Origin of the sequence: Leisingera sp. ANG1 (assembly GCF_000203975.2) — a bacterium.
Classification (GTDB): domain Bacteria; phylum Pseudomonadota; class Alphaproteobacteria; order Rhodobacterales; family Rhodobacteraceae; genus Leisingera.
Window position 1 is genome coordinate 365,357 of record NZ_AFCF02000009.1, and the last position, 24,715, is coordinate 390,071.

A 24,715-nucleotide genomic window follows, 5' to 3' on the forward strand; every position below is an offset into this window, starting at 1 on the left:
CACTCCGGGCAGGCAGATGCCGCCCGCCGGTCTGCCCGCAAACTGGCCCAGCGCAAACGTCCAGAAAGTGAAAACTTTCCCAGACCAGTCAGGCCCTAACTGCCGTAAACCGCGCCCCAGCGTTCGATCAGCTGCTGCTGCAGCTGCTTGGCGCGGCGGTTCCAGCTGCGCCCGCCCTGGGGGCGTTCGCGCTGCGCCCGCGTCAGGCGGTTGCGGGTGTTCTGATCCGCGGTAAAGATGGCAAAGGCCAGCACGGTGCCGTCCGCCGCGGTCATGAAGCCGCCGAGGCCGGAGACAAAGTTCAGGGTGCCGGTCTTGGCGGCAACCTTGATCGGGTGGCCCTTGATGGTGCGGCCCTTGGCGTCGCGCATCTGGAACGGTTTCAGCAGCGGTTTCAGCTGGCCCGCCCTGTAGGCGGCCACCAGCGCGCCGGTCAGATCCGCCGGTGTCATCCGCGAGTCCCCGCCCAGGCCGGAGTGATCCACCAGCCGGCTGCCGGACATGCCGTATTTGCCCGCGGCCCAGCGGCTCATCTCTGCAGCCGACGCCTTGAGCGAGGCCGGGCGGCCCGCGCGGGCGGCGGTGGCGGACATGCCGATCATCTCTGCCATCAGGTTGTTGGAGTATTTCAGCATTGCCTTCAGCAGCACATCCAGCGGCGGGCTGTGGTGCTGGGCCAGCAGGGTGGCAGACGGCAGCGCGCGGGTCTCCTTGGGCTTGGAGAGTTTTATGCCGTTGGCGCGTGCCAGGGTGCGGAACACGTCCCCCGCATAAGCCGCCGGGTTGCGTACCGGCAGCCAGCGGGAGCCGCCCTTGCCCAGCGCCTTGGAGGCGACGGTCCAGTGGTCCACCCCGCCCTTCTCCGCATAGGTATAAACCGGCACCGCGCGGGACTGGATCGCCATCCGGGCAGTGGCCACCTCGGGGCGGTATTTCTCAGTACGGGCGTCCATGGTGATCGCCCAGCTGCCGCCCGCGGCGCGTTTCCACTCGAAATGCACCCGGTTGAAGTTCAGCGAGATACCGGACACCGCAGGGGAATAGCCGACATGATCGGGCTGGTCCGGGTCGATGGTTTTGACCGACGGCAGCGCGCCGTCCCAGACCAGGAACTTGCCGCGCACCTCGCGCACGCCGGCGGTCTTCAGCGATTTTGCCAGCAGCGCCAGATGGTCGGTGTTCAAGAGCGGGTCGCCGCCGCCCGCCAGGATCAAATCGCCCTTTACCACGCCGCCGGACACGCCGCCGGTGGCGAGGATGCGGGTCTCAAACCGGTGGTCCGCGCCCAGCACATCCAGCGCATAAAGCGCGGTCAGCGCCTTGGCGACGCTGGCGGGCGGCAGGGCCTGAGAGCCGCCGGAGGATTCCAGCAGCTTGCCGGTCTTCACATCCGCCACTGCACAGACCGCCTCGCCGCGCAGCCCCGCGCGTTCGATCAGCGCCTTGAGGCCATCGGCACCCGCGGCCAGAGAGCTCACCTTGCGGGCAACAGGCCGCAAGGAAACCGCCGGCGCATTGGCCAGCGCAGAGGAGCCCGCCAATGCGGCAAGCCCGGAAAGGAGGAATGTCCGGCGTGAAGTCATCTTGTTCATTTTTAGGGTCAGGAGCGGCTCTACTTCAATCCCCGATCCGCAGCTTTGCGCCGCAAGGTCCGGGCTTTTTCACACGGGCAAGTCCTGCTACCGCTGGCAGCCATGTTTCAGGCAGTACTCCTCATGTTCGCGGCCATGTCAATGATCCCCGCAGGCGACCTGTGCGGGAAACTGCTGACCGGCGCCGGGCTGGCGACGCCCGCCTTTGTCGCCTGGTCCCGCTTTGCCATCGGCACCGCGCTGATCCTGCCCTTTGTGCCGCGCCGGGCGTTCTCCCTGCTGGGCGACTGGCGGCTGTGGCTGCGGGCCGGGCTGCTGACCGGCGGTATCTTCTCCATCCAGCTGGCGCTGCAGACGGAACCGCTGGCCAATGTCTTTGCCGCCTTCTTCATCGGGCCGGTGGTCAGCTATGTGCTGTCGGTGCTGCTGCTGCGCGAGCAGGCAACCGGCCTGCGCAGCCTGCTGATGGCGCTGGGGTTCCTGGGCGTGCTGATGGTGGTGCGGCCGGGGTTCGGCGGCTCCGTCAATCTGCTCTGGGCGGTGCTGGCGGGCTGTTTCTACGGCGGCTTCCTGACCAGCTCGCGCTGGCTGGCGCATGTCGGCACACCGCTGGAGCTGAGCCTGACGCAGCTGTTGCTGTCGGCCCTGCTGATGCTGCCGCTGGGCCTCGCCAGCCTGCCGGAGTTCACCCCGTCCACCGCCGCGCTGACGGTGGGGAGTGCGGCGTTCTCGATGCTGGGCAACCTCCTGCTGCTGTTTGCCTATGGCCGGGTGCAGGCGGTAAAACTGGCGCCGATGGTCTATTTCCAGCTGGCCGCCGCGGTCGGCCTTGGCTGGGCGGTGTTCAGCCAGCTGCCGGACGCCTGGACCTGGGCAGGGCTGACGGTGGTGCTGTCGGCCGGGCTGGCCTCAGCCGCCCTCCGTCGCTGACCAGCCGCCGCGGGCGCGGATTTCGGTCGAGCTGGCCTCCACCATCGGCAGGTTCACGAAACACCAGGCCGGGCTGTCGGCCTGCGCCAGCAGGCGGCTTTCGCTGCCTTTCAGCATCGCGTGGCGGTAGATCCGCGCGGCGGGTGAAAACCGGGCTGAGATCCGGTCGCCGGGCCGCGCCAGCACCCCCACCGGCACCGTGTCGAGGATCTGCTGCCAGTCTTTCCAGCGGTGGAAATGGGTCAGGTTGTCGGCCCCCATCAGCCAGACAAAGCGCACGCCGGGATGGCGGCGGCGCAGGTGGCGCAGGGTCTGGGCGGTGTAGCGGGTGCCAAGGTCCGCCTCGATGCCGCTGATATGGATGCGGGGATGCTGCACCAGCGCCTCTGCCGCTGCGATCCGCCGCTGCAGGGGCGCAGGCTGGCGGGTCTTCAGCGGGTTGCCGGGCGACACCAGCCAGAACAGGTGGTCGAGCCCGAAGCGTTTCAGCGCCGCATGGGAAATCGCCGCATGGCCGCGGTGCGGCGGGTCAAAGGACCCCCCCAAGAGCCCGACGCTTTGGCCCGGGCGGATATGCGGCAGCTTGCAAACCATGAAGGCCTTGATGCGCATAGTTTTTGGGAGAGATCAATTGCCGCCTGTGGGCGGCAGTGCAGAACAGCGGAAGTACGGCAGCACCTGTCCGCCCTGCAGATGGTGCAGCCGCCATGAGACGGGGCAGCTGCACCGCGAAACGCCAAGGGGCCAGAGCCGCCAGCCCCTGCCGGTGTTCCGCAAACCGGTGTTCCGGCGGGGCCGCGTCAGTGGGTATGCGCGGCGGGCGCGGTCAGATGCAGACCCGGTGCCGGATGCGCCAGGTCATGCGGGTCCTGGCCTGCCGCCGGGATTTCGCTCCAGCTGTTTTCGCCGCTGGCGCATTCCTGCACAGTGGGGAAGAACAGCATCTTCTCCGGCTCCAGCGACCCGTCCAGCTTGGCGCGGAAGGTGAACTCATCGTAGAAGTCATCCTGCAGCTCGCCGGTCCAGATGATTTCCTTGACGCCGGAGGTGAGCGTCTTGCCGTAGTAGTCGTAACTGTTTGCGTAATCGCCAGTCACAGTCTCCAGCGTCCAGCCCGCCTTGGGCATCGGCTTCACCGAAATCACACCCTCTGGGATGGTTATCCGCAATTTCAGGGTGGCCTCGCCGCTGCAGCCGTGGCCAATCCGCATCACGCCCTTGTAGAAGCTGCCGGTTGCGGCCTCCTGCTGTTCCAGGGTGGCATGGGCCTGAGCCGCGGTTCCAAAGGCAGCCGCCAGCAGCGCCGCCGAAGCGATTTTCATGAGTGTCATCAGTCTTGTCCGTTTGTTCACATGTCAGACGTGCCGGGGGTCCCGGCGGTGGCTGTCATGTGAAGGCTGGCGGCGCCCGGGCCTGGTAAATGGACACAACGCCCAGTGCCGCGATCCAGCCGCCGCGCGCGGCAGTTGCCGTGCGGCGGTATAGGCAGGAATGCACAGGTGCCTTGGCCTGGGGCAGCACCGCCCCCGCCGCCAGGGTGCAATTCGGGCAGCCTTGGCGGTCTTCGCCGCCGCCAAAGCCGCAGATATCCGAGGCGGCAAAACCAAAGGCCGCAAACCCCGGATCCGCCGCAACCGGCCGCGCCGCATGCACCCCCGCCAGCAGCGCAAAACAGAGCGCCGCCGCCAGCGCCAGCCCCGTCCTGTATCTGTGCCACTGCGTCATGGGGACCTGCCCTTCGGGTGCCTTGTTCCTGGCCCCTGTCTAGGGCACGGGCGCGGGACATTTGTTGCGCTTGATCAATGTGCTGGAGAGATATTCAGCACCACCAGCCCGCAACAAACGATGGCATCTCACCCCATCAAAAAAGTGCCTGCTCGCTTGTTGACCTCGCCTTCAGGTGTTGCTGTAACACGGAATATACCGCCTCGCTTTTTTATTGGAGACCTCCATTGCTCAAACTTCGAAACATTGCCGCGTCCATTGTTTTCAGCACTCTCTTTACCGGTTCCGCCATGGCAGGTGTGAACGAAGATCTGGAGTTTATTGTCACTGAAACGGTGACGGCTGAACTGTTCGAAGCTGCCTTGCAATCCCAAAGGCAACTCATTCTGAGTGCCATGAACAACGACCTTCAAGAAAAAGGAATCCGGGTCAGCGATCTGGATTCCTTCATGGACATTATCATGGAAGAGTTTGTTGCGAGCTTCACAGAAGAAATGCAGAAGCGCACCAAGGATATCTATCTGGACCTTTTCACTAAGAGCGAAATTCAAGGCATCGCAGCATTTTACCAAACAGCGCCAGGACAGGCTCTCATCCAAAAAACGCCCGCGCTGATGACCCGCGGAGCCGACATGGGCCGGGAGGTCGGCAGATCCTCTGTCTCCAAGCTGATGCCGCGTGTTACGCGCCGGATGGAAGAAGAAGGCATCATCATCGACAGCCCCTCCGTCACCGACAAGCTTCTGAACGCTTTTAACTAGAAGACCTGACGCTGGGCAGCTTTGCGTAGCCAGCGAGCCATTGCCGGCCCGCGCCACCAGCCCGGCGCGGGCCGGGAATGGCACCCCCCGGTGCACAGAGGGTGCACAGCCGGTGCACGCTTGGCACCCCCTCGCGCAGGCCTGCTTCCCGCATTGCCCCGCCGCCGCCCATCCGCTATCACTCCCGCCAGCGAATTTCCCCCTTAACGGAGCGAGCACATGGCCTCCTACCAGTACGTCTACCACATGCAGGGTGTCTCCAAGACCTACCCGGGTGGCAAGAAATGCTTTGAAAACATCCACCTCTCCTTCCTGCCCGGCGTGAAGATCGGTGTGGTCGGCGTCAACGGCGCCGGTAAGTCCACGCTGATGAAGATCATGGCCGGCCTCGACAAGGATTTCACCGGCGAGGCCTGGGCCGCGGAAGGCGCCAAGGTCGGCTACCTGCCGCAGGAGCCGCAGCTGGATGAGAGCCTGAGCGTGCGCGAAAACGTCATGCTGGGCGTGCAGGCCAAGAAGGACATCCTGGACCGCTACAACGAGCTGGCGATGAACTACTCGGACGAGACCGCCGAGGAGATGGCCAAGCTGCAGGATGAGATCGACGCCCAGAACCTGTGGGACCTGGACAGCCAGGTCGACGTATCCATGGAGGCGCTCCGCTGCCCGCCGGATGACGCCAAGATCGCCGACCTGTCGGGCGGTGAGCGCCGCCGCGTCGCGCTGTGCAAGCTGCTCTTGGAAGCGCCTGACATGCTGCTCCTCGACGAACCGACCAACCACCTGGACGCCGAGACCATCGCCTGGCTGCAGCAGCACCTCATTGACTACAAGGGCACCATCCTCTGCGTCACCCACGACCGTTACTTCCTGGATGACATCACCGGCTGGATCCTGGAACTCGACCGCGGCCGCGGCATCCCTTACGAGGGCAACTACTCCGCCTGGCTGGAGCAGAAGGCCAAGCGCCTGGAGCAGGAAGCCCGCGAGGACAAGGCCAAGCAGAAGACGCTGGAGCGCGAGCTGGAATGGATGCGCCAGGGCCAGAAAGCCCGCCAGGCGAAATCCAAGGCCCGTATTGCTGCCTATAACGAGATGGCGTCGCAGTCCGAGCGCGAGAAAGTCGGCCGTGCCCAGATCGTCATTCCGAACGGCCCGCGCCTCGGCTCCAAGGTGATCGAGGTCAATGGCCTCGCCAAGCACTACGGCGACAAGCAGCTGATCGAAGGCCTCGACTTCTCGCTGCCGCCGGGCGGCATCGTCGGCGTGATCGGCCCCAACGGCGCCGGTAAGTCGACCCTGTTCAAGATGCTGACCGGCCAGGAGCAGCCCGATGTGGGCTCGGTGGAATACGGCGACACCGTGAAACTCAGCTATGTCGACCAGTCGCGCGATGACCTGAACGACAACGACACCGTGTGGGAGGCGATCTCCGGCGGTGCCGAGATCATCGAGCTGGGCGACGCGCAGGTAAACTCCCGCGCCTATTGCTCCTCCTTCAACTTCAAGGGCGGCGACCAGCAGAAGAAACTGTCGCTGCTGTCGGGCGGTGAGCGCAACCGCGTGCACATGGCGCGTCTGCTGAAAGAGGGCGGCAACGTGCTGCTGCTCGACGAACCGACCAATGACCTGGACGTGGAGACCCTGCGGGCGCTGGAAGACGCGCTGGTCGATTTCGCCGGCTGCGCGGTGGTGATCTCCCACGACCGTTTCTTCCTCGACCGGATCTGCACGCATATCCTGGCGTTCGAGGGCGACGCCCATGTGGAGTGGTTCGAGGGCAACTTCGAGGACTACGAGGAAGACAAGAAGCGCCGCCTGGGTCCCGACGCGCTGGAGCCCAAGCGGTTGAAGCACAAGAAGTTTGTGCGGTAAGTCATATCGTTAGAACGCGTAGCATTTTAGTTACGCGTTCTAACTCCGGCATAACTTACTATATGCTCTGGATAGGTAGCCCCACAGCCCGCAACTGTTGCGCAGGTTTTCTGAGTGACAGTGGCATTACATCTATCTACGATAGGACTCACCGATTGAAGGTGCACACAAAATGCTCAAGCAAAAAGGCCAAACCTTTTACCGAGTGGTAAAACGTTCAGCCAAGACTGGGAAATTCATAACACAGAAGCAAAGCGGAGCGTCGGGACGCGACGTAGTCACTGTTAGCCGTGACACTTACAAAAAGGGCGTAAGAGCCGCTTCTAAGCTGATCAAAGAAAAAGTATAATTTCAAACTAGGAATTTTCCATTGAACCCAATGTTCAATCTTCTCGCTGGAGAAGACAATGAAAATATAGAAGGACTTGTGGCTTACGCCCTTTACAAACGTCACAAGCGACAGTGGGCAAACAAAATTCGCGCAGAGCAGGACCGCGAGCCTACGCCTGCAGAAGAAGCTGGATTCGCGACAAGTATTTCCACTGATGACCAGTGCGAACGTTACCGAAAAGACGCGCAGGATATTTTGATTGGATTTGCCAACTCTTTCGTAGAAGATCAAAGACCGTTCATTGCGAAAGAGGCTGTTGCTGGAGAATTGATCGAAGCAGCTCAAACAGTCAAAAACTCAGGATCATTCTGGAGTCTGCTAAAAGTTGGTGTTGTATCAACAATTGTAACCTCAGCGCTTTTGGCACTCTTGGCCTTCGGCACACAATTTTTTGGTATCGATCTAGTAGACGCTTTGAAGGGTGGATCTACAGGGAGCACTCCACCAGAACTCCCGACTAAAACAGACTAACACAAGGCCCGCGCCTGACCGGGAAAAGGTCAGGCGCGGGCCGTAACACTGTGGGACACGTCCCAAATGAGCTCCGCCCGTCCACGCCTCACGGCTCCGCCGGTTCGAACCTGAAATGATCCCCCAGAACATTTCCAAGACGGTTCTCACTCCCCCGGACTGTTTGCCCCTGCGGGAACCGGCGTGAGCTTCGCCTTTCCCCCGCTCTGCGCTACCCTCACCTCAGGCGCCCGGCGCGCCCTGTATTGGTTGAAGCGTTGAAAAGGATCCCCCATGCCCCTGAAACCGGAAGACGTGAAGGCACAGGTCGAGGCGCTGGGTGGCAAGAAGGCCAAGCGCAAAAAGCTGAAGACGGAGCCGGAAGGCACCAAGGGCAAGAAGCTGCCCGGCGATGTGCGCAAAGCTCTGGAGGCGCATTTCTCCAAGGCGAAGCTTGCCAAGGTGCAGGTGCACGTGGGCGGCAACGCCAAGGATGTCTGCAAGGAGCTGAAGGCCAAGGCCTTCACCTATGGCAACGACATTTACTTCATGAAGCCGGGCGACGCCAAGAACCCGCAACTGCTGGTGCATGAGCTGGCGCATGTGCTGGAGCAGGGCAAGGGCCGGATGCCCAAGGCCAAGGACGGGGTGGCGCTGACCTCGAAATGACGCGCGGGCCGGTTATTTGCACAGGAATGCTGCTGCCGCCGCAATCTTAACCTTTTTACAACACAGTTGGCCGGATGATAGGGAGAGAAGCAGCGGGGCGCTCGGGTCCGCGCTGCGCGGTTTTGTTGGAGACGTCATGGCCTGGGCAGGTGTCATTCTGGGTATGGTTGCGGGCCTGTGTGCCGCGGTTGCGGGTTATGCCGCTGCCGGGCTGCCGCTGTGGGTCTGCATTGTGATCTATCCGGCAGCGGGCTCTGCAACTGCGCTGCTGGCAACCGCCCTGATGTACTGGCGCAGCACAGCGGGCGGGCCTGGCGGCAGGCTGCCCCCATCCGGCCATCTGGCCGCCGCCTGAGGCAGGCGGCAGGGCGCCGGACTGAGGTTCGGACAACACCACCTTTGACATAGCCGGTTCCGCAGGAATCGCGTGCAAGTGTCATGTGCGCAGTTGCCTGATGGCAGGCTGCGCCCTAGTTTGCTGTTGGATGGGGATTATTGGGGGAAGGGCTGCATGGCCTGGATCAGCGCGTTATTCGGCGCAGTGGGCGGCCTGGTGCTGGCCGTTGCTGCCAGCATGATCGGCGGCTGGCCGGTTTGGCTGGTGCTGCTTCTGTATCCCGTTGCGGCTGTTGTGCTGATGCTGGGAATGCTTGCGTTCCAGCTGTGGCGCAGCGGCAGCGGGGAGCACAGCGCCGGCGCCAGGAGGGGCAGCGGCCCCAAGGCTGGCTGCAGCCCGGGGCTGGACCCGTTCTGAACCTGATCTTTCCGCTGCAGCAAACCTGCCGCCGCAAGGCCCGCGGTATCAGCCGCGCAGCCAGCTGATGATCTGGCCTGACCGCAACGCGCCGGCCTGGCGTTTCTTTTCCTTGCCGCGCTCAAAGGCAATCAGCGCCGGGATGCCGCGGATGCGGTAGCGGGCGCCGGTGGACTGGTGGTCCTGGGTGTTGAGCTTGACCAGCCGGGCGCGGCCAGCCAGGGCCTTGGCGGCCTTGGCATATTCCGGCGCCATCATCCGGCAGGGGCCGCACCAGGGCGCCCAGAAATCCGCCACCAGCAGCACGTCGTCGTTCTGCACCGCCTTTTGCAGCGTGGCCGGATCCACGTCCAAGGGCTTGGACGGCATCAGCGCCGCGCCGCAGCTGCCGCATTTCGGGCCGCTGCCGAGTTTCTCTTCCGGCACCCGGTTCAACTGGGCGCAGGCGAGGCAGGTGAGGGTCTTGGCGCCCATGACGGCTCCTTTGGCTGTTTGCCCCGGTATAGCCGCGGCACCCGCGCGTGCAACAGCCTGCATCCTGTGCAACAGTTTGCATAACATCCGCCAAAACCCGTTGACCGCCTGCCGCCGCCGCCGGAAGATGAAGGGAGATACAGTTGACGTTCGGAGGTTTGGCCATGTTTTCACGCCGGAAAATTCTGACCACGGGCACCGCAGCCGCAACGGCGGCACTGCTGCCGCTGCCCGCGCTGGCCCGCAAGAAGGAGCCCGCGCCCTTTGACCCCACACCGCAGGAGGTGCGCATCCGCAAGGATTTTGCCCCCGGCCAGATCCTGGTGCTGCCGCGCTCCTACTACCTCTATTTCGTGACCGACAAGCGCAAGGCGATGCGGTATGGCGTCGGCGTTGGCAAGGCGGGACTGGAGTTCACCGGCAAGGCGGTGATCGAACGCAAGAAGGAATGGCCGACCTGGCGCCCCACCGACGAGATGATCGAGCGCGACCCGCGGGCTTATGCCAAGTTCATCGACAACGAGTACATCCAGCCGGGCGGGCCGGACAATCCGCTGGGGGCGCGGGCGCTGTATCTGTTCCAGAACGGCATCGACACCTATTTCCGCATTCATGGCACCAACCAGCCGCAGACCATTGGCCATTCGGTGTCAAACGGCTGCATCCGGATGATGAACGAGCATGTCATGGACCTGTACGCGCGGGTGCCGCTGGGCACGGTGGTGACTGTGCTATAGCCGCACAACTGACGGATCATTGGGCGCTCAGCCGCCGGAATCTGCCCCGGAACCCCGCGTCACCGCGCATTTTTCTTGCGCAAAAGGGGATTCGTACTCAATTCTGTCACGGCGATGTTACGCGGATGCCATCACTGTCCCCATTACGGCACGGTGATGATCATCCGAAAACCTTGCCGGACTGCCGCATAAGCGGGCAGAGAACTGAGACGACTTAGGAGTACACGACGATGGCCACTGGCACCGTCAAATGGTTCAACACCACCAAAGGCTACGGCTTTATTGCACCCGAAGATGGCGGCAAGGACATTTTTGTCCATATTTCCGCAGTTGAGCGTTCCGGCCTGACCGGCCTGGCGGACAATCAGAAAGTGACCTATGAGCTGCGCGCAGGCCGCGACGGCCGCGAATCCGCAGTGGATATCGCGCTGGTCTCCTGATCCTCTGATCTGCACCGAGAGTTTCAAACAGCCCTGATGGCCGGGGCTGTTTTCAATGGCCTATGGCAGCTACCAGCTGCAGGGCAGCCGGGCCGATAGCGGCCGCATTCAACGCAACGCCGCGGGCGTTGGGGTGTATGCCGTCGTCCTGCATGAAGCCTTGTGCAGCGGCGGGATCATTGCCCGCTTCAGCGGCGATGCCGGCAAAGGCATCCGGGTGCAGCACCGCGTCGTACTCTGCCGCGAGCTCTGGATAGATCGCATCGAAATCCTGCTTGTACTCCGGGCCGTAGTTGCGCGGCGCCTTCATGCCGATCAGCAGGACCGCGATCCCCTTGTCCTGCGCAGTTTGCAGGATCTGGCCGAGATTGCCGCGCGCCTCCTGCGGGTCCAGCCCGCGCAGCATGTCGTTGCCGCCCAGAAGCACGATCAGCCCGTCGGGGTTGTCTGACAGGGTCCATTCGGCGCGCTCTGCCCCGCCCGCGGTGGTGTCGCCGGAAACGCCTGCGTTTTGCAGCGTGACCTCGGCACCGTTCTCAATCATCCAGCGTTCCAATTGCGGCACCAGCCCCTGACCCTGCGGCAGCCCGTAGCCCTGCACCAGGCTGTCGCCGAGCGCGGTGATCCGCAGCGGCTCTGCCCAGGCAGCACCGGTAAAAAGCAGCAAACTCAGCAGTGCCAATGTCTTGCGCATGGCGGCAAACACTCCATATCGGTTAGGTGCATCCAACAGGCAGGCCCGATGACCGATCAAAACAGCCCCGTTCTGCATCTTTTAGATGCGAGTTTGACCCTGAATAGCAATACCGGCCCGGTAGAGATTTTGCACGGCATCTCGCTGGACGTGCGGCAGGGGGAGACGCTGGGGCTGGTGGGGCCGTCGGGTTCGGGCAAGTCATCGCTGCTGATGCTGATGGGCGGGCTGGAGCAGGCGACCGGCGGAACTGTAAATGCCCTGGGCCAGGACCTGACCGCGATGGACGAGGACGCGCTGGCCCGGTTCCGGCGCAACAACATGGGCGTGGTGTTCCAGAGCTTTCATCTGATCCCCACCATGACGGCGCTGGAAAACGTGGCGACGCCTTTGGAGCTGGCGGGCGTCAAGGATGCCTTCCCCCGCGCGCAGGCCGAATTGGAAGCCGTGGGCCTTGGCCATCGGGCAGGCCACTTCCCGGCGCAGATGTCGGGCGGCGAGCAGCAGCGGGTGGCGCTGGCGCGCGCCTTGGCACCGCGGCCTGCGATCCTCTTGGCGGATGAGCCGACCGGCAATCTGGATGAGGCCAATGGCGCCGCTGTGATGGACCTCTTGTTCGGTTTGCGCGACCGCTATGGCGCGACACTGGTGATGGTCACCCACGCGCCGGAGCTGGCATCACGTTGCGACCGGGTGGTGCGGCTGCGCGACGGACGGGTGGATGACGCCGCGGCATCGCGCGAGGCGGCGGAATGAATGCTGCGGCGTTCCGCCTTGCCTGGCGCTTTGCCCTGCGGGAGTTGCGCGGCGGCCTGAAAGGGTTTCGCATCTTCCTGGCTTGCCTGGCGCTGGGGGTCGGGGTTATTGCCGCAATTGGCTCCATCCGTGCCTCTATCGAAACAGGGCTGGAGCGCGAGGGCGCAACCATCCTGGGCGGCGATGCGGAGCTGAATTTCACCTACCGGTTTGCCACTGAAGAAGAGCGCGCCTGGCTGGAACGCACCGCGCGGCGCCATTCCGAGATTGCCGAGTTCCGCTCCATGGCGACAGTGGGCGAGGAGCGCGGGCTGACCCAGGTGAAGGCGGTGGATGGGTTGTATCCCCTGAAAGGCGATATGCAGCTGGCGCCTGAGATGCCGCTGGAAGAGGCGCTGACGGGCGCGGACGGGTTGCCCGGCGGCGTGATGGACCGGGTGCTGGCGGACCGTTTGGGGCTGCAGCCGGGGGATACCTTCCGGCTTGGAACACAGGATTTCCGGCTGATGGCGATGATCGCGCTGGAGCCGGATGCCGCGGCCTCAGGCTTTGAACTTGGGCCGCGCACGATGGTGCGGACGGCGGATCTTGGTGACTCCGGCCTGCTGGAACCCGGCACCATTTTTGACACCAAGTACCGGATGGAACTGCCCGCGGGCAGCAATCTGAATGCCCTGCAGGCCGAAGCCGAGGGACTGTTTGAAAGCACCGGCATGCGCTGGCGCGATGCACGGAACGGCGCGCCGGGGATCACTTCCTTTGTCGAGCGGCTGGGCGGATTCCTGGTGCTGGTCGGCCTGTCCGGCCTGGCAGTGGGCGGCGTCGGCGTGTCCGCTGCCGTGCGCGCCTACCTGGCGACCAAGACCGCAACCATCGCAACCTTGCGCACGCTGGGGGCGGAGCGGCAGACAATTTTTCTGACCTACTTCCTGCAGATCGGCGCGCTGACATTGGTGGGCGTGGGCATCGGCCTGGTACTGGGCGGGCTTGGCCCGGTCCTGCTGGGGCCGCTGATCGCGGCGCAGCTGCCGTTCCCGGCGGTGTTTTCGCTCTATCCCTCGGCGCTGGCGGAGGCTGCGATTTACGGAGTGCTAACCGCTTTCATCTTTGCCCTTTGGCCACTGGCGCGGGCGGAACGCATCCGTGCGGCCTCGCTGTTCCGGGATGCCTTTGCCAGCCGCACACGGCTGCCCGCGCCGCGCTATCTGCTGGCAACCGGGGTGGCGCTGGCGGCGCTGGTGGGGCTGGCGGCGTGGTTCAGCGGCTCGGCGCAGCTGACGCTGTGGACCGCAGGCGGGCTGATGGGGGCGCTGATGGTTCTGCTGGTTGCAGCGCTAGGGATCGGGTTTATGGCCCGCCGCGGTACCGGGGCGTCGCGCGGGCGCCCTGCCCTGCGGTGGGCGCTCTCGTCCATTGGCAGTGCCCGCGATGGCGCTGTGCCTGCGGTTCTAGCGCTGGGGCTGGGCCTGACGGTGCTGGCTGCCATCGGCCAGATCGACGGCAACATGCGCCGCGCCATTGCGGGCAACCTGCCGGACGTGGCGCCGAGCTATTTCTTTGTCGATATCCAGCGCAGCCAGATGCCCGCGTTCCTGGAGCGGGTGGAGAACGATCCCTCCGTCACCCGGGTGGAAAACGCGCCGATGCTGCGCGGGGTGCTGACCCGGATCAACGGGCAGCCCGCGACGGAGGTTGCGGGCGATCACTGGGTGGTGCGCGGCGACCGTGGCATCACCTATGCCGCCGCTCAGCCGGAGGCGACTGAGGTCACGGCGGGCAAATGGTGGCCGGAGGATTATTCCGGTGATCCGCAGATCAGCTTTGCCGCCGAGGAGGCGGAGGAACTGGGCCTTAAGCTGGGGGACACGCTGACGCTGAACATCCTGGGCCGCGACATCACCGGCACAATCACCAGTTTCCGCAACGTGGATTTCTCTACCGCGGGGATGGGGTTTGTGATGGTCCTGAACGAGGCTGCTCTGGCCGGTGCGCCGCACAGTTTCATCGCCACCGTCTATGCAGAGGAGCAGGCCGAGGCTGCGATCCTGCGCGATCTGGCGCGGGAGATGCCGAATATCACCGCAATCCGGATGCGCGATGCCATCGACCGGGTGTCAGACATCCTGCGCCAGCTGGCGGCGGCCACCGCGTATGGCGCGGCGGCGACGCTGCTGACCGGGTTCCTGGTGCTGCTGGGCACCGCGGCTGCGGGGGAGCCTGCGCGGCGCTATGAGGCAGCGCTGCTGAAAACCCTGGGCGCGCCGCGCAAGCAGATCCTGGCAAGCTTTGCGCTGCGCTCTGCCCTGCTGGGCGCGGCGGCGGGCATGGTTGCGCTGGCGGCGGGCATTGCCGGGGCCTGGGCGATCAACGCCTATGTGTTCGAGACCAGCTATGCGGTGATCTGGCCCAATGCGCTGATGGTGATTTCCGGCGGGGTGCTGACAACGCTGCTGGCCGGGCTTGCCTTTGCGCTGCGACCGCTTGCGGCCAAGCCGGCCCGCATCCTGCGAGCCCGCGAGTAAGAAGCAGAACTGCGGCGGCCTGCCTTAGCGGGCGCCGCAGGACACCGGTTGCAGGATCCGCATCAGGTCGTGGTTGTCGCAAACCAGAGATTCCAGCGAGATATCGTCCAGCGAGGTGTAGAAAGCCTGGGCTGCATCCGCCAGCGCCACCTTGAGGCGGCAGGCCGAGGCCAGCGGGCAGGTGTTGTCCGCATCTGCAAAGCATTCCACCATCGGCAGGTTGCCTTCCACATCGCGGAACACATCGCCGATTCGGATCTCTGCGGCGTTCTTACCCAGGTTCATACCGCCGTTGCGGCCGCGCTGGGTGGCAAGATAGCCCAGCTGGCTCAGCTGGTTGATCACCTGCGCCAGGTGGTTTTCCGAGATATTACAGCACTCTGCAATCTCGGCCTTGGTCACCAGGCGGTCTTCATGCGCGGCGCAGTACATCAGCAGCCGCACGGCAATGTTGGTCCTTTTGGTAATGCGCATGGGGTGCTCCCGAAGCTAGATTGCATAGCTTATTGCACAAGCCGCCAAAAAGCGGTTTGACATACATCAATAAGCGGAAATGCGGCGGAAGGGTGCGCAGATGACGGCTCCTTACTTCTTTGGCTACGGCAGCCTGGTGAATACGGCGACACACAGCTACGGCGGTGCCCAGCCTGCCCGCCTGAAGGGCTGGCGGCGGGCCTGGGTTCACACCTCCCTGCGCGAGGTGGCATTTCTGTCGGCGGTGCCCTGCGAGAACAGTGAAATCGACGGGTTGATTGCCGAGGTGCCGGGTGCCGACTGGGCGGCGCTGGACGAACGGGAGTTTGCCTATGAGCGGCTGCCGGCCTCGGACCGCGTGCAGCACGGGCTGGCGGGCGCGCCGGAAATCTCTGTCTATGCGGTCGCTGCCGACAAGCAGAACGGCGTCAGCGAGCAGCACCCGATCCTGCTGAGCTATCTGGATGTGGTGCTGCAGGGCTACCTGCGGGTATTTGGTGATGACGGCCTGAAGGGCTTCGTGGACACCACCGACGGCTGGGATGCGCCAATTCTGGATGACCGTGCAGCACCGCGGTATCCGCGCCATCAGAGCATCGCCGCAGCAGAGCGCAAAATCTTTGACGATCTGATCGACAGCACCGGCGCCCGCCGCATAGTCTGGAAGGCATGATCGAAAAGCTATTATTGCACCTGGGCCGGATTGCGCGGCAGCTCTGGTTCAGGGTTGTTCTTATTTCCATAATCTCCGTGCTGGCGCTGCTGCTGGCGCCGCTGGCGAAACCCTGGCTGCCGGACAACCTGAGCGGAGATTTCGGGCGCGAGGCAGTGCTGCCGGTTCTGACGATCCTGGCGTCTGGCATGCTGGCGGTCACCACGTTCTCGCTGAACGTCATGGTCAGCGCGTATCGCACAGCCGCGTCAATGGCGACGCCGCGGGTCTACCGGCTGCTGCTGGAGGACACTGTCACCCACCGGGTGCTGGCGACCTTTGTCAGCGGCTTCATCTATTCGCTGAGCGCGGTGATCCTGTTCCGGGCCGGCTATTTCACCCCGGAAGGCGCGCTGGTGGTGTTTGGCCTGACCGTCATCGTGGTGGTGCTGATCGTCGGCGCCATCCTGCGCTGGATCGACCATTTGTCGAGCCTGGGCAGCATGGACCACACTCTGCGGCTGATCGAGAGCCGCACCCGCGCCAGCCTGAAGGCGCGGATGGACAAGCCCTGCCTCGGCGGCCTGTGCGCGCGGGAAGAGGCCAAGCCCGAGGACGCCGTTGATATCCCCGCTGCTAAAAGCGGCTTTGTCCGCTATGCGGGACTGTCGCGGCTGAATGAGCTGGCAGAGGAGGCCGGCACCCAGATCACCTTGGCGCGGGCGCCAGGGGAATACATCCTGCGCGGCCAGCCGGTGGCCTGGGCCACGGCGGGGGACAATGATTTCTGCAAGGCGGCCTCTGCGGCGATCGACATCGGCGATGTGCGCAGTTTCGACCAGGACCCGTCCTTTGGCCTCACGCTGCTGGCGGAGACCGCGCAGCGGGCGCTGTCGCCCGGTGTCAACGACCCCGGCACCGCGGTGGAGGTGATGGGGCGGCTGGAGCGGCTGCTGTGGGAGAATATGCCGGCGGATGAGACCAGCGGGACACGCGAAGCGACCTATGCGAATGTGAGCATCCCGCCGGTCACAGCCAAGCATCTGCTGCACTGCGCCTTTCCGCCGATTGCCCGCTGCGGCAGCGACTCGCCTTCGGTGATGCGCTGGATGGAGAAATCACTTGATGCGCTTGGCGGCCATCCGAACCCGGACATGGCAGAGGCGGCCAAGGAGATGTGCCGGGAGGTAAAGGACGGCCGCTGGGGTTGAACCGCCCGCACCCAGCCCTTCTGGACAGAAAAAGGCGGCGCCATCAGGCACCGCCCTTTTTACACCAGTATGTCTCAGGTGTCAGCCGCGGGCGCGCACGGTTTCCATCAGCGCCAGCAGGGCGGACATGTCGGGACCGCGCTCCATGCCGGTGACGGCTTTGCGCAGCGGCATGAACAGGCCCTTGCCCTTGCGGCCAGTCGCCTCTTTCACCGCGGCGGTCCACTTGCCCCAGCTTTCGCTGTCGTAGGGGCCTTCGGGCAGCAGGGCCATCGCTTCGGTGATGAAATCCTTGTCTTCATCCGCAACCAGCGGCTCGGCACCGTCGCGGCACAGCTCCCACCAGCCCGCGAGATCCTGGAGCGTGGTGATGTTTTCCTTGGCCATGTCCCAGAAGGCGGCCTGTTTCTCCGCCGGAACGCCCAGTGCGTCCACGTGGCTTTGCACGGCTTCCAGCGGCAGCGACTGCAGGTGGCGGGCGGTCAGCGGATAGAGATCCTCGACATCGAACTTGGTCGGCGCGGCACCAAAGCGGTTGATGTCGAAGCCCTCGATCAGCTCTGCCAGTTCCGAGCGCAGTTCAACCGGGTCGGAGGAACCCAGGCGCGCCATCAGGCTGAGGAGCGCCATCGGCTGCACGCCGGCCTCGCGCAGGTCGCGCAGCGCCAGGGTGCCCAGACGCTTGGACAGCGCCTCGCCCTGCGGGCCGGTCAGCAGCGAGTGGTGGGCGAAGGAGGGGACAGAACCGCCCAGCGCCTCGATGATCTGGATCTGGGTGGCGGTGTTGGTGACGTGGTCGGAGCCGCGCACCACATGGGTCACACCCATCTCGGTGTCGTCGACCACCGAGGCAAGCGTGTAAAGGAACTGGCCGTCGCCGCGGATCAGCACCGGGTCGGAGACCGAGGCCGCGTCGATGGAGATGTCGCCCAGGATGCCGTCGGTCCACTCAATGCGCTGATGGTCCAGCTTGAAGCGCCAGACGCCGTCGCCGCGCTCAGCCCGCAGGGCAGCTTTCTCGTCGTCGGACAGGTTCAGCGCGGCGCGGTCATAGACCGGCGGCTTGCCCATGTTCAGCTGCTTCTTGCGTTTCAGGTCCAGTTCAGTCGGGGTCTCAAACGCCTCGTAGAAGCGGCCGATCTCCCGCAGCTTGTCGGCGGCCGCCACATAGCGGTCAAGGCGCTCGGACTGGCGTTCGACCTTGTCCCAGGTCAGGCCCAGCCATTCCAGGTCCTGCTTGATTGCATCGACGTATTCTTCCTTAGACCGCTCCGGGTCGGTGTCGTCGATGCGCAGAATGAAAGTGCCGCCGGCCTTGCGGGCGATCAGATAGTTCATCAGCGCGGTGCGCAGGTTGCCGACGTGGATATAGCCGGTCGGCGACGGGGCAAAACGGGTGGTGGTCATCACGAGTCTCCTGTTGCCCTGCCCCTTGTCACATGGGCCGCGGTTTGTCCAGTTTCGCGAGGGTTAACGCGCCTTTGGCGCGGGCCTGCGGCGCGAGTATTTTTGGAAAGATGAAGCGAGGTTATTCAGGCTGCACAGGCCAGATTGCATTGAGGTCTTTGATGCCCGCGCGGATCAGCTCAGCCAGCACGTTCAGATCAATGTCGGCGAGCTTGTTCACATAAAGGCAGCTTTTGCCGAGGCGGTGCTTGCCCAATCGGGCCAGGATGGCACTGTAGTCCTGGTAGCCCGGCATGATGTAGATCGAATGGCGCGCCCGGCGCGGGGTAAATCCGGTGGCCAGGAACTCGCCTTCGCGGCCCGTTGCGTAGCGGTAGTGGTATCTGCCGTAACCGACGATAGACGGTCCCCACATCTGCGGCTGATAGCCTGTCGCCTTGCGGAACAGACGGTCCAGTTCCTGCGCCTCGACCAATTTGCGCTCCGGCTCCACCGCTTGCAGAAACTCTATGACGCTTGCGCCCGTCAGGGCTGTCTTGTTCCGGCTCATCCGCCAGCCCTCCTGCTGAGATGATAGCACAACGGGAGCAGTCTGGAAGTGCCGGGCGTTTGGCTGGCGGAGGGATCAGTAGCCAGTTTGAGGGCCGTAGCCGCCGCCGTCGGTGAAGCGCGACAGGCGGAAGGCGTGCGGGTCCACCACCGGGATGCTGCCGGTCACCAGATCAGCGGCCAGCCGTCCGGCAGCGGGGCCGATACCAAAACCGTGGCCGGAAAAGCCGGTGGCAATGAACAGCCCCGGCAAGCTGTCGACCTGCGAGAGGACCGGGATTGCATCCGGTGTCACATCCATCAGCCCGGCCCAGCTTTGCACCACATCGGCGCCCTGCAGCACCGGGAATGCTCTTTGCGCTGCGGCCCAGCCGCTGCGGAGTGCTTTCTGAGAGGGTGCCGGATCTAGAACGCGGCACTGTTCAAAAGGGCTAATGTCCTGCGGATCCCATCGGTGCGCCTGGGCAGCTTCCTCGGCCCAGCGGCCGGAGACACGGAATTGCAGGGCCCGCCATTCCTGGCGCAGGCTGGGCAGGTATTTCCAGCCAAGGCGGAAACTGTCAGGAACGATGTCCACCACATTTTCCATCGCATCAGAGACCGTGTAGCCACCGTCTGCCCGCTTGCGCAGGCCGAGATTGCCGCTGCGCACCGCTGTTTCCGGACCTCCCGGCACCGGCGAGGTGCGCAGAACCGAGTTCAGCACCTTGAGCTGCGGCAGGTCCACGCCCGCATTGCCCAGGAACAGCCGCGACCAAGCGCCGCCTGCGGTGACAACGGCGGAACAGGCCACCCGGCCGCGTTCGGTCATCACCCCGCTGATGCGGCCCGCAGAAGTTTCAACACTGCGCACGGCGCAATCGGTCATTACTTTCGCCCCGGCAGCACGGGCGGCGGAGGCGATTGCGTGGGTTGCCAGCTGCGGTTCGGCGCGGCCGTCCATGGGCGTGTGCAGCGCTGCCTGCGCCTTGGTCTGGTGTCCTGGCATCAGCTGGGCCAGCTGTTGGCCGCGGACCATGCGCGCGCCCTGGTCCCAGCTGTCGAGGTTGCGCAGCCAGCGCTCCAGCTGCGCCTCGCGCTTGGCGGTCTCAGCCGTGTAGAGGATACCGGATCGGGTGAAGCCGGTCTCATGCCCGGTGCGTTCTGCCAATCCGTCCCACAGGCGCAAAGCCTCTGCCATCAGAGGGATTTCCCGCGGGTCGCGGCAAGCGATACGCACCCACCCCCAGTTGCGCGAGCTTTGCTCCCCTGCGATCTGGCCCTTTTCGCAGAGCAGCACCGAGTGGCCGCGTTCGGCCAGCTCCAGCGCGGTGCTGGCACCAATGATGCCGCCGCCGATCACCACGGCGTCAACGGCCTTGGGCAAGGCCAGATCGGATTGGAAATGAGGCAGCTTCGGTCCGGGCATGCGGGCATCTATGCCCGCAGCATTACCGCCGGTCCAGCGTGCATGCGACACAGGTTGCGCCGCATTCGGCCATTGTGATTTTTCCGCCGCATATCAGAACGTTACCGGCAACGAAAAACCCTAAACCGCGACTAAAGAGACGCGGATTAACCTGCGGAGTCAACGGGTTAGCGCGGCCTTCAAGAGGGGTCGCGCCAGCGGTTCACAATCGGATAGCGGCGGTCCAGCCAGAACGCGCGCCGGGTCAGGCGGGCACCGGGAGCCGATTGGAAGCGCTTGTATTCGCTGATATAAATCAGATGCTCCACCCGCTTGGCTGTATCCCGGTCATAGCCCGCCGCAACACAATCTGCAATTGAGCCATCCTGATCCACCAGAATATCAAGGATTGCATCCAGCACCGGGTAGTCCGGCAGGCTGTCGCTGTCCTTCTGGTCTTCGCGCAGCTCGGCACTGGGCGGCTTGTCGATCACATTGGGGCGGATCACCTCGCCAGCCGGGCCCCTCATCCAGGGACGGTGGTTGGCGTTGCGCCAGCGGCAGGTTTCGAACACGCGGGTCTTGTACAGATCCTTGATCGGGTTGTAGCCGCCGTTCATGTCGCCGTAGATGGTGGCATAGCCGACTGCGACCTCCGACTTGTTGCCGGTGGTCAGCAGCATTTCGCCAAACTTGTTGGACATCGCCATCAGCAGCAGGCCGCGCAGACGGGACTGGATGTTCTCCTCTGTCAGGCCGGGCTCCATGCCCTCGAACAGAGGCGCCAGGGTGTTGGTGATGGCGGCCCGGCCTTCGGAGATCGGCACGTAGTCGTAGCGGACGCCCAGTGCCTTGGCGACGGCCTCTGCATCGTCGAGGGAGTCCCGGCTGGTGTATTCCGACGGCAGCATCACACAGCGGACATTTTCGGCGCCAAGCGCGTCCACCGCGATGGCCGCAACGATTGCGGAGTCGACGCCGCCGGACAGGCCCAGCAGAGCCTTATTAAAGCCGGTTTTGCCCATGTAGTCGCGCAAGGACTCCACCATCACCCGGTAGTCCTGCTCCCATGCGTCGGGCAGATGCGCCTTTTCGCCCTCGACCGCGCGCCAGCCGTCCTCGGTGCGCTCCAGGTCGAGATGGGCATAGGCCTCATCAAACACCGGCATCTGCAGCGCCAGCGCACCGCCCGGGTTCAGCACGAAAGAGCCGCCGTCAAAGACCTGATCGTCCTGGCCGCCAACCATGTTGAGGTAGATCACCGGCAGATGGGTTTCGACGGAGCGCGCCACCATGTGGTTGAAGCGCACCTCCATCTTGTCGCGGAAATAGGGCGAGCCGTTGGGGATCAGCAGGAACTCTGCGCCGGTCTCAGCCAGGGTTTCCGCGACATCCTCGTGCCAGCCGTCCTCGCAAATGGGGGAGCCGATGCGGGTATTGCCAACGGCATAGGGACCGCCCAGCGGGCCGGCATCAAAAATCCGCACCTCGTCAAACACGGTTTCATTGGGCAGGTGGTGCTTGAGGCTGCGCGAGGCGATCTTGCCGTCTTTCAGGACAAGGTAGGCATTATAGAGTTTAGCGCCCTCGACCCAGGGGCTGCCGATAGCCAGCGCGGGGCCGTCTGCGCAATCCGCGGCCAGTTTCTCTACCTCGGCGATGGCGGCGGTGTGGAAGGCCGGCTTCATCACCAGGTCCTGGGTGTTATAGCCGGTGATGAACATTTCCGGCAGCGCCACCAGATCCGCGCCGGCCTTACGGCCCTCCTCCCAGGCGGCACGGGCCTTGGCGGCGTTGCCTGCCAGGTCGCCGACGGTGGGGTTCAGCTGCGCCAGTGTCACGCGGAAACGGTCTGCCATGCTGCTTGGGCCCTTTGTGAAATACCTCTCCCAGCCATTTATCAGATTGACGGCCAAGGAAAAGGGCAAGGGGGGCAGGCCAGGGAAAAGACATTGCGGCCCGTGTTGCGGTAGCTTAGTTTCCGGGCGAGCAACCCAATATGGCAGCAGCACCGTAATCCCTGGGCAGGCAGAGGTTTTCAATGACCCGTTTCGGCACCGCATTCGCGCTTTCCACCATCCTGGCACTGGCCGCCCCCGCGCTGGCGCAGGAAGGCGAGGTCATCACCACCCAGGACGAGATCGGCGGCGTCTACGAAGGCACGTTCAAAGGCGGGCTGCAGCATGGCACCGGCACCTACAAGCTGCCCAATGGCTATGAGTACACCGGCGAATGGGTCGAAGGTGAAGTGCGCGGCCAGGGCGTGGCGCGTTTCCCGGACGGTTCGGTCTATGAAGGCGAATTCGCGCAAGGCAAGCCGCACGGGTTGGGCAAGCTGACCCGCGCCGACGGCAGCACCTATGAAGGTGGCTGGCAGGACGGGCAGATCCATGGTGACGGCACCTCTGTCTATGCCAGCGGCGTGCGCTATCAGGGCAGCTTTGCCGATGGCAAGCGGCACGGCAAGGGCGTGATGACGTCGCCTGACGGCTATACCTATGACGGTGACTGGGTGGAGGGCCGCCAGCAGGGCCTGGCGAAGATCACCTATGCTGAAGGCACCGTTTACGAGGGGTCGGTGACCGACGGACAGTTGCAGGGCCAGGGCAAGCTGGAGACCTCCGACGGGCTGATTTATGAGGGCGAGTGGCAGGCCAGCCAGATGCATGGCACCGGCAAGCTGATGCAGGCCAATGGCGATATCTACGAGGGCGAACTGCAGAAGGGCCGCCGCCATGGCACTGGCAAGCAGACCTATGCCAATGGTGACGTCTATGCTGGCGATTTCCACGATGACCTGCGTCATGGCACTGGCTCCTTCACCGAAAAGGACGGCTACACCTATGAAGGCGCATGGGTGAAAGGCCAGATCGAGGGCAAGGGCAAAGCGGTCTACCCAGACGGCTCGGTCTACGAAGGCGATTTCCGCGATGATCTGGCGGAGGGCAAGGGCAAGATTACCTATCCTGACGGCTCCACCTACGAGGGCGACTGGGTGGCCGGGGTGATTGAGGGCGAAGGCACCGCCACCTACCCCAGCGGCATCACCTATACCGGCGGCTTCAAGAACGCCAAGAACCACGGCCAGGGGGTGATGACCTATGCCGACGGCTACCGCTACGAGGGCGGCTGGCAGGACGGGCAGCGCCATGGCGAGGCAACGGTGACCTATGCGGACGGCTCGGTCTATACCGGCGCATTTGCCAGCAGCCAGCGCCACGGGCAGGGCAAGATCGTGATGCCCGACGGCTTCACCTATGAGGGCGAATGGCAGGAAGGCAAGATCTACGGCCAGGGCGTGGCGACCTATGCCAATGGCGATGTGTACGAAGGCAGTTTCGTCAATGGCAAGCGGCAGGGGCCGGGCACGATGAAATACGCCAGCGGCCAGCAGGCGGACGGCACCTGGGAAAACGGTGCACTGGTCAGCCAGGGGTCCGGGGACACGGGCCAGACCGAAGCAGGGCAGACCGAGTAAGCCGAAAGGAACTTCAGACTGTAAAATGGCGCGCCGGGATGGCGCGCCTTTTTTGTTTCAGCCGATGCGGATGCTGCTCAGGTGGTCGGGCATTGCGACGCCCTCCAGGTTGGCCGGGTCCGGCTGCGGCGGCTTCAATTCCATTGCCATCGGCACCACGCCGGCCCAGATTGGCAGTGCGTAATCCTCTTCATCGTCCTTGGGCGGGCCGGAGCGGATCTTGGCCGCGCCTTCCTCGATCGGCATCCGCAGCAGCGCTGTTGCCTTCAGTTCCTGCGCGGTCATCGGGCGCAGGGTCTCCCAGCGGCCGGGGAAGATGTGATCCACCATCGTCTTGAGACTGGCGGCCTTGGCGTCCTCGTCCGTGACTTGCTCTGCCACCCCGAACAGCATCGCAGAGCGGAAGTTGACAGAGTGGTGAAAGGCGGAACGCGCCAGCACGTAGCCATCCATGCAAGTGACGGTCAGGCAGACCTCCGAACCCGCCATTGCCCGGATCGCCCGGCTGGCGGCGGAGCCGTGCCAGTAGACGTGATCGCCCTCACGCCATTGCAGGGTCGGCAGCACCGAAGTTGAGCCGCCGATCTGATATCCTATGTGGGCCAGCGGCATGGCGTCGAGCACCTGATACAGGCTGTCGCGGTCATAGAGCCCGCGTTCATGGGCGCGGCGCAGGCGGCTGCGGTCTGTTTTCAGGGCGGCTTCTTGTTCGGGCTGGCGCATCGGCTGACCTCATATTTCTTGTTGTGTCCCGTGACAGCTACGCGCAAACTGGATTGAATTTAAC

General features: G+C 64.1%; 26 protein-coding genes. 14 read left to right on the forward strand and 12 right to left on the reverse strand.

The genetic code is table 11. The annotated features are described in order from the left end of the window. Positions 1 to 95: 95 nt before the first annotated feature. Positions 96 to 1,583, reverse strand: a complete 1,488-nt coding sequence (dacB, locus tag GC1_RS18000; RefSeq protein ID WP_029204854.1) for a D-alanyl-D-alanine carboxypeptidase/D-alanyl-D-alanine endopeptidase — start codon at positions 1,581 to 1,583, stop codon at positions 96 to 98. A 132-nt stretch (positions 1,584 to 1,715) separates the two neighbouring features. On the opposite strand from dacB, the gene GC1_RS18005 reads away from it, so the two are divergent. After that, on the forward strand, positions 1,716 to 2,522 hold the full coding sequence (locus tag GC1_RS18005; protein ID WP_193386826.1) for a DMT family transporter: 807 nt from the start codon (positions 1,716 to 1,718) through the stop codon (positions 2,520 to 2,522). On the opposite strand, the gene GC1_RS18010 is transcribed toward GC1_RS18005, so the two are convergent. From GC1_RS18010 to GC1_RS18020, 3 genes are all read right to left on the reverse strand, one after another. Next, on the reverse strand, positions 2,502 to 3,116 hold the full coding sequence (locus GC1_RS18010) for a nicotinate-nucleotide adenylyltransferase (protein WP_036762151.1): 615 nt from the start codon (positions 3,114 to 3,116) through the stop codon (positions 2,502 to 2,504). The two genes, GC1_RS18005 and GC1_RS18010, sit on opposite strands and share 21 nt — an antisense overlap. Before the next feature lie 206 nt (positions 3,117 to 3,322). Beyond that, on the reverse strand, positions 3,323 to 3,853 hold the full coding sequence (locus tag GC1_RS18015) for a YcnI family copper-binding membrane protein (RefSeq protein WP_029204856.1): 531 nt from the start codon (positions 3,851 to 3,853) through the stop codon (positions 3,323 to 3,325). A 55-nt stretch (positions 3,854 to 3,908) separates the two neighbouring features. Beyond that, positions 3,909 to 4,247 (reverse strand): hypothetical protein, encoded by a 339-nt coding sequence (locus GC1_RS18020; RefSeq protein WP_019296704.1) that lies wholly within the window; start codon positions 4,245 to 4,247, stop codon positions 3,909 to 3,911. Between the two features lie 227 nt (positions 4,248 to 4,474). On the opposite strand from GC1_RS18020, the gene GC1_RS18025 reads away from it, so the two are divergent. The 6 genes from GC1_RS18025 (at position 4,475) to GC1_RS18045 (ending at position 9,147) form a co-directional block, all read left to right on the forward strand. After that, entirely contained in the window at positions 4,475 to 5,008 is a 534-nt protein-coding gene (locus GC1_RS18025) for a DUF2059 domain-containing protein (RefSeq protein WP_162183421.1), read from the forward strand. Positions 5,009 to 5,227: 219 nt separating this feature from the next. Next, on the forward strand, positions 5,228 to 6,883 hold the full coding sequence (gene ettA / locus GC1_RS18030; protein ID WP_019296706.1) for an energy-dependent translational throttle protein EttA: 1,656 nt from the start codon (positions 5,228 to 5,230) through the stop codon (positions 6,881 to 6,883). Positions 6,884 to 7,253: 370 nt separating this feature from the next. Further along, positions 7,254 to 7,745, forward strand: a complete 492-nt coding sequence (locus tag GC1_RS22535; protein WP_193748119.1) for a hypothetical protein — start codon at positions 7,254 to 7,256, stop codon at positions 7,743 to 7,745. 273 nt (positions 7,746 to 8,018) lie between these two features. Further along, positions 8,019 to 8,393 carry an eCIS core domain-containing protein gene (locus GC1_RS18035; RefSeq protein WP_019296707.1) on the forward strand — a complete coding sequence of 125 codons (375 nt, stop codon included), beginning with the start codon at positions 8,019 to 8,021 and terminating at the stop codon, positions 8,391 to 8,393. Between the two features lie 136 nt (positions 8,394 to 8,529). After that, positions 8,530 to 8,748: a hypothetical protein gene (locus GC1_RS18040; RefSeq protein WP_019296708.1), complete on the forward strand. Its 219-nt coding sequence runs from the start codon at positions 8,530 to 8,532 to the stop codon at positions 8,746 to 8,748. Positions 8,749 to 8,904: 156 nt separating this feature from the next. Beyond that, a complete protein-coding gene (locus tag GC1_RS18045) occupies positions 8,905 to 9,147 on the forward strand; it encodes a hypothetical protein (protein WP_019296709.1) in 243 nt (80 codons plus the stop codon). Between the two features lie 48 nt (positions 9,148 to 9,195). On the opposite strand, the gene GC1_RS18050 is transcribed toward GC1_RS18045, so the two are convergent. Beyond that, a complete protein-coding gene (locus GC1_RS18050) occupies positions 9,196 to 9,621 on the reverse strand; it encodes a thioredoxin domain-containing protein (RefSeq protein ID WP_019296710.1) in 426 nt (141 codons plus the stop codon). A gap of 164 nt (positions 9,622 to 9,785) precedes the next feature. Here GC1_RS18050 and GC1_RS18055 point away from each other — a divergent pair, with 164 nt between their 5' ends. After that, positions 9,786 to 10,358 (forward strand): L,D-transpeptidase, encoded by a 573-nt coding sequence (locus GC1_RS18055; protein WP_019296711.1) that lies wholly within the window; start codon positions 9,786 to 9,788, stop codon positions 10,356 to 10,358. A gap of 230 nt (positions 10,359 to 10,588) precedes the next feature. Then, positions 10,589 to 10,798, forward strand: a complete 210-nt coding sequence (locus tag GC1_RS18060) for a cold-shock protein (protein WP_008557431.1) — start codon at positions 10,589 to 10,591, stop codon at positions 10,796 to 10,798. A 52-nt stretch (positions 10,799 to 10,850) separates the two neighbouring features. Here GC1_RS18060 and GC1_RS18065 read toward each other — a convergent pair whose 3' ends face one another. Further along, complete coding sequence (locus GC1_RS18065) at positions 10,851 to 11,492, reverse strand: arylesterase (RefSeq protein WP_029204857.1); 642 nt, start codon at positions 11,490 to 11,492, stop codon at positions 10,851 to 10,853. Positions 11,493 to 11,540: 48 nt separating this feature from the next. Between GC1_RS18065 and GC1_RS18070 the strand changes: the two genes are divergently transcribed. Further along, on the forward strand, positions 11,541 to 12,248 hold the full coding sequence (locus tag GC1_RS18070; protein ID WP_039137926.1) for an ABC transporter ATP-binding protein: 708 nt from the start codon (positions 11,541 to 11,543) through the stop codon (positions 12,246 to 12,248). Next, positions 12,245 to 14,770, forward strand: coding sequence for an ABC transporter permease (locus tag GC1_RS18075; protein WP_019297741.1), 2,526 nt, complete (start codon positions 12,245 to 12,247; stop codon positions 14,768 to 14,770). The genes GC1_RS18070 and GC1_RS18075 overlap by 4 nt, the downstream gene beginning before the upstream one ends. 24 nt (positions 14,771 to 14,794) lie before the next feature. Here the strand turns inward: GC1_RS18075 and GC1_RS18080 are convergent, their stop codons facing one another. Next, positions 14,795 to 15,244, reverse strand: coding sequence for an RrF2 family transcriptional regulator (locus tag GC1_RS18080; protein WP_019297740.1), 450 nt, complete (start codon positions 15,242 to 15,244; stop codon positions 14,795 to 14,797). A gap of 100 nt (positions 15,245 to 15,344) precedes the next feature. Between GC1_RS18080 and GC1_RS18085 the strand changes: the two genes are divergently transcribed. Further along, positions 15,345 to 15,917 (forward strand): gamma-glutamylcyclotransferase family protein, encoded by a 573-nt coding sequence (locus GC1_RS18085; RefSeq protein ID WP_029204977.1) that lies wholly within the window; start codon positions 15,345 to 15,347, stop codon positions 15,915 to 15,917. Next, positions 15,914 to 17,107 (forward strand): DUF2254 domain-containing protein, encoded by a 1,194-nt coding sequence (locus tag GC1_RS18090; protein ID WP_019297738.1) that lies wholly within the window; start codon positions 15,914 to 15,916, stop codon positions 17,105 to 17,107. Before GC1_RS18085 ends, GC1_RS18090 begins: the two co-directional genes overlap by 4 nt. A gap of 81 nt (positions 17,108 to 17,188) precedes the next feature. Here the strand turns inward: GC1_RS18090 and gltX are convergent, their stop codons facing one another. The 4 genes from gltX to GC1_RS18110 form a co-directional block, all read right to left on the reverse strand. Further along, entirely contained in the window at positions 17,189 to 18,514 is a 1,326-nt protein-coding gene (gene gltX, locus GC1_RS18095) for a glutamate--tRNA ligase (RefSeq protein WP_019297737.1), read from the reverse strand. 121 nt (positions 18,515 to 18,635) lie between these two features. Beyond that, positions 18,636 to 19,064 (reverse strand): DUF1801 domain-containing protein, encoded by a 429-nt coding sequence (locus GC1_RS18100; RefSeq protein ID WP_019297736.1) that lies wholly within the window; start codon positions 19,062 to 19,064, stop codon positions 18,636 to 18,638. A 75-nt stretch (positions 19,065 to 19,139) separates the two neighbouring features. After that, entirely contained in the window at positions 19,140 to 20,471 is a 1,332-nt protein-coding gene (locus tag GC1_RS18105) for an NAD(P)/FAD-dependent oxidoreductase (protein WP_029204976.1), read from the reverse strand. A 179-nt stretch (positions 20,472 to 20,650) separates the two neighbouring features. Then, entirely contained in the window at positions 20,651 to 22,309 is a 1,659-nt protein-coding gene (locus tag GC1_RS18110; protein WP_019297734.1) for an NAD+ synthase, read from the reverse strand. Between the two features lie 182 nt (positions 22,310 to 22,491). Between GC1_RS18110 and GC1_RS18115 the strand changes: the two genes are divergently transcribed. Continuing rightward, complete coding sequence (locus GC1_RS18115; RefSeq protein ID WP_019297733.1) at positions 22,492 to 23,928, forward strand: MORN repeat-containing protein; 1,437 nt, start codon at positions 22,492 to 22,494, stop codon at positions 23,926 to 23,928. Positions 23,929 to 23,985: 57 nt separating this feature from the next. Here the strand turns inward: GC1_RS18115 and GC1_RS18120 are convergent, their stop codons facing one another. After that, on the reverse strand, positions 23,986 to 24,651 hold the full coding sequence (locus tag GC1_RS18120; protein WP_019297732.1) for a pyridoxamine 5'-phosphate oxidase family protein: 666 nt from the start codon (positions 24,649 to 24,651) through the stop codon (positions 23,986 to 23,988). Between the last annotated feature and the right edge of the window lie 64 nt (positions 24,652 to 24,715).